The organism is Microbacterium sp. sgz311019, assembly GCF_056135325.1.
Genome location: NZ_JBWAXO010000023.1, coordinates 1 through 4,384, shown reverse-complemented (window position 1 = coordinate 4,384; position 4,384 = coordinate 1). Strand labels below are relative to the sequence as shown.

Sequence of the window (4,384 nt, the reverse complement as noted above, 5' to 3'; positions counted from 1 at the left end):
CAGCACGATCCGGGTCTTCACATCCGGCGGGATCACCGGCGGTCTGCCCATCAGTCACCTCCTGGGACTCACACGCCGATCATGCCCTCACAACCGGCCTGCCAGAAAGCTTGACGCGGGACAGCTGGACCCAAGATGCCGTCGGTGTTCAGGTCGACGTCGACGGCGAGATCCTGAAGTGTTGGATTTGGCAAGGCGCCTGCACACATCTGAAGGAGCGCGCGGACGCGTGGGCCTAAGCCAGCGCTACCGAGCTCGCCTCATTGCCCGGTGGTGATCTGGCGTATGACGCCGGCGTAGGTCGCGAGGGCGTTGCCGGTGTCGGCACCCGCCGTGAAGAGTCCGACCGCCATTAGCACGATGCCGGCGACCTCCTGCGCCTTCTGCCAGGCCGCGCTGGCACGCCGCGGCACATCCTTGCGTGTGGCTTCTACGTAGAACCGGTCGATCTCATCGATGAGGGCCTGCGGTCCGGCAACCTTGTAGAGGTCCGCCGCTCGTGTGAGCCGGTGAGCGAATCGAAGCAACGCCTCTCGGACGTCCGATTCCAGGGACTCGTCATCGGTGACCATCTGGGCGAGTTCGTTGGCGATATCGCGGATTCTTTGAATGGTGTCGGTCTCGATTGCTGCGGTCGCTGTCGGGAGGCCGGCGAGGATCGCGCTTGCGTATTCGAGATCGCTGATGAGCGACAGGTCCTTCACCCGGTCCATGAAGGAACTAGCCGCGCCATTGCCGGTGGGATCGCCGCCGAGCAGATCCCGGGCCTTCCCCGCGGGCCGGATGAGCAAGCCAATCGGAACCGGTAACGAAGGTGCTTCCGTCGCAACGCGCTCAATCTCTCCCGGCAGTTGAATGACTTCAGACATCGCTGGAAGGAACTGCGGCCAGTCCTCGGGGTCCGTGCCGAGGTACCGCGCCCAGTGGGTCCGGCATGGAACTTGTCCGCCCGCTGTCGACTGGATGAACAGCAGCAGTCGCCCGGCCGGGTTTGAGAGGTGAGGATCCGCCACAGGCACAACGTATCTGGTGATGAGAACAAAGCCGTGGTGCGAAAGCTTGAGAGGCGTCTCAGGCGCGTGGCTTGCTCGCGTCTAGCTACTTGTCGTCACCGACGTCCGCGCGGCTCAGGCTGCGCAACTCCATGCGTATATATGGCAGATGCTCGCGGGAGATTACCACCGTGGCGACACGGTTGCGGTCGAGCGGAATTCCAATTCCGTAGACCAACGGATCGGTGTCGAGTTCGAACGCCGCCACCTCGGTGCCATCGACGACGATGGATGCTGACCTGCCTACCGATGAACTCGAGGCCCTCCACGTCTGCTCTTCTCTCCTGTCGGAGGTGTGGTCCAACTTTTCAGCAAATCGATTCATGAGGATGTAATTGGCGTGGTCCGCAAGCTGGTGCGATAGCACGCTGTCATCTTGTTCTTCCTGACTCCAAGTCGTGCGGATCACCTCCCAAAGCTGTGGGTATCGCATACGCCGCAGCCCATCGGTGAACCAAGCCGGGCGAGCTGGGTCTGTTGCGGCCATGGGATCTGCCTGCTCCGGCTCTTCGGGTCTCGACACGGGGCCATCATCTGCCGGGTCCTCTAGATCGTTCCAGAGTGTATAGGTCACACTAACCGAGACGCTTCTCAGAACATTGTCGTCTCGCGTCTCGCGGATCCCGTAAGCGGAGTCTTCGAGGGAAGGCTGGGGAGCGAATCCCATTACGAGGAAATCGAGCTCCCTAATCCTTTGCCTCAGTTCCTGCATCGGGTCAGGCGCGTCCGGGGACAAGGATCCCAAAATTTCCATGCTTCGAGCCTCTCGAATAACAGTCCGGCAGACAAGCAGCACCGTCATCCGAGCCGCACTACGCGGTATGCGCTCGAGCGCGCTTCGACGCGCCTCGGACCATCCGCGTTCACGAATACGAAGTGGCGGTGCGTGATGCTGCCCAGTAGAGCTATTGGCATTTCCAATAAAGGTCGCGTCAAGGCTGGCCCGTTGTTAGACGGGCCAGCCTTGACGATGAGGTTACGATGAGAGTACGTGGCTCACGTTGAGGTACAACTACGAGCCAGTGTCAACTGAAAGGGGACTGCTGCACGAGTAGGTGACATCTTGACCTGCCCCACGGAAAGGGTTCCAGTTTGACCTGCCCCACGGAAAGGGTTCCAGTTTCGGTGGCTAACTGGTGGCCTGATCCGGAAGGCTCATCCTCATGCCACGTCCCTACCCACCGGAGTTTCGTGCTCGCGCTGTCGCGCTCGTGCGTGCCGGCAGACAGGCAAAGCAGACCGCCGTGGAACTCGGCATCCACCCTGTCACGCTGTCGAACTGGATCCGTCAGGACGACATCGACAACGGCCGCCGGCCCGGTGTCCCGTCGGCGGAATCAGCTGAGCTGCGCGCCGCGAGACGCCGCATCCGCGAGCTCGAGACCGAGCTGCTGATCGTCCGGCAGGCGGCGAAGTTCCTCGACGAGGAGCGCCCCCGCCCAAAAGACTCTTCCCGGTGATCGACCGACTCGCCGACGCCGGGATCCCGATCGACCGCAGCTGCCGCGTCCTCGGGGTCGCCAGACAGCACTATTACCGCGTCAAGCGCAAACCCTTGACCCAGTCCGAACTGCGCAGACAGTGGCTGACCGGGCTCATCCGGGAAGTGCACGTCACCTCACGCGGCACCTACGGATACCGCCGCGTCCACGCCGAGCTGACCATGGCCATGGGTGTCGCCGTTAGCGAGCGGACGGTGCACAAACTGATGCGTCTGGCCGGAATCTACGGGCTCCCCGGCCCGATCCGCACCAAGCGCCTCCGCGGCATCGTGACGGCCGATGACCTCGTGAACCGCAAGTTCGCCCGCCCGCGTCCGAACGAGCTCTGGGTCACGGACATCACGCAGCACCGCACGCGCGAGGGTTGGGTCTACTGCGCCGCGGTCCTCGACGCCTACAGCCGCCGCATCATCGGCTGGTCGATCGACTCAAAGCAGGACACCACGCTGGTCATCAACGCGCTCGACATGGCCATCCGGAATCGGCGTCCAGCACCGGGCGGGATCGTGCATGCGGATCATGGAACGCAATTCACCTCGTGGCTCTTCGGGGAGAAGATCCGCTCAGCAGGCCTGCTGCCGTCGTTCGGGTCGGTAGGCGATGGGCTCGATAACGCGATGATGGAGAGCTTCTGGTCGTCCATGCAGATCGAACTGCTGAACCGGAAGACGTGGAAGACCAGAGTCGAACTCGCCAACGCGATCTTCGAGTACATCGAGATCTTCCACAACCGTCAGCGCCGGCACTCCGCCCTCGGCTACCGCACCCCGATCGAATACGAGACACTCGAAGTCAACGACATCCCCGCCGCGAGTTAGCGACCCGTACTGGAACCGAATCCGTGGGTCAGGTCAACCTGTCACCTATCCGTGCAGCAGTCCCCTTCCTCAACTTCATGCTTCCTCCGGGTTTGACCAGTGTCCAGGGAATTCCCAGACAAGTTCATAAATACACCGTTTGCACTAAGACTTCAATGGATCGAAGACCGCAGCGGGCGAAGTCTGACAGGGCAGAGACATCCCGTGACAAGGTCCTTTCGCGTACTCATGGTGGGTCGTCTCCTCGCTGGGATGAATAGAGTTCTGCTATGGGTGAAGATCTGCGAACTCTGCGTCTCCAGAGAGAAACCATCGCGGCGATGCTTCACGCTGCCGAGCACGCCATCGATGTGCTTGAGATCTGTGCCACCGTGGACGGGGACAGCTCGGCACTCGAGAGGTCTCTCATGGTCGCCTTTGACTACAGTGAACTCCAGGCAAGCGCGGTGATGAACATGCAGGTGAGACGATTCACACCGCTTGGCACCACACAACTCCGGTCCCATCTCGCCGAGCTGGACGAGCGCCTCGGCAACACGGCCTAGTGGGCCGGACAGCTAGTTCGCGGGAAGTGCCCCGCCCTCGCCATCCGGGTGCGCGTTCCTGCCGGCCTACTGCCTTCCTCAACACAATGACGCCGGACTGACAACCCGACCGGACGATCCTCCTGCGCACACTGCACGTGAGCGGTCCTCAATCGCGCCATACTTTGTGAGCAACGGGACTTGAACCTGTGCGAAGTCGCTTCCACGGACATCACTGCGCGCGAACGCTCGATGTCAGCAGCGTCTCTGCGCGTCGCGGTATCCCGAACCTGACGGAGGTTGGGTGCGGTTGTCCCGCGTCAAGTAGTTGGCAGGATTTGGTCGCGTTCGAAGGTGGGGATCGTCGGGTCGGCGTGGCCGAGGTGCACGTCGCGGGGCCGGTTCCAGGCGAGGTGCTCGTGGGGCCTGATCTCGTTGAACTCGACGCGGAATGCTTCGCCTTCGCGAACCAGGTCGAGCGCGTCGTC

3 protein-coding genes and 1 pseudogene are annotated in these 4,384 nt (G+C 62.1%); 2 read left to right on the top strand and 2 right to left on the bottom strand.

Features of this window, described 5'->3' with window-relative positions:
- Positions 1–260: 260 nt before the first annotated feature.
- Together AC0NZN_RS18300 and AC0NZN_RS18295 are read right to left on the bottom strand one after the other, a co-directional pair.
- Positions 261–1,013 carry a hypothetical protein gene (locus AC0NZN_RS18300; protein WP_474593757.1) on the bottom strand — a complete coding sequence of 251 codons (753 nt, stop codon included), beginning with the start codon at positions 1,011–1,013 and terminating at the stop codon, positions 261–263.
- Positions 1,014–1,098: 85 nt separating this feature from the next.
- A complete protein-coding gene (locus AC0NZN_RS18295; protein WP_474593756.1) occupies positions 1,099–1,854 on the bottom strand; it encodes a hypothetical protein in 756 nt (251 codons plus the stop codon).
- Positions 1,855–2,215: 361 nt separating this feature from the next.
- On the opposite strand from AC0NZN_RS18295, the pseudogene AC0NZN_RS18290 reads away from it, so the two are divergent.
- Positions 2,216–3,372: pseudogene (locus AC0NZN_RS18290) on the top strand (IS3 family transposase).
- A gap of 269 nt (positions 3,373–3,641) precedes the next feature.
- On the top strand, positions 3,642–3,917 hold the full coding sequence (locus tag AC0NZN_RS18285; protein ID WP_474593755.1) for a hypothetical protein: 276 nt from the start codon (positions 3,642–3,644) through the stop codon (positions 3,915–3,917).
- The last annotated feature ends 467 nt before the right edge of the window (positions 3,918–4,384 follow it).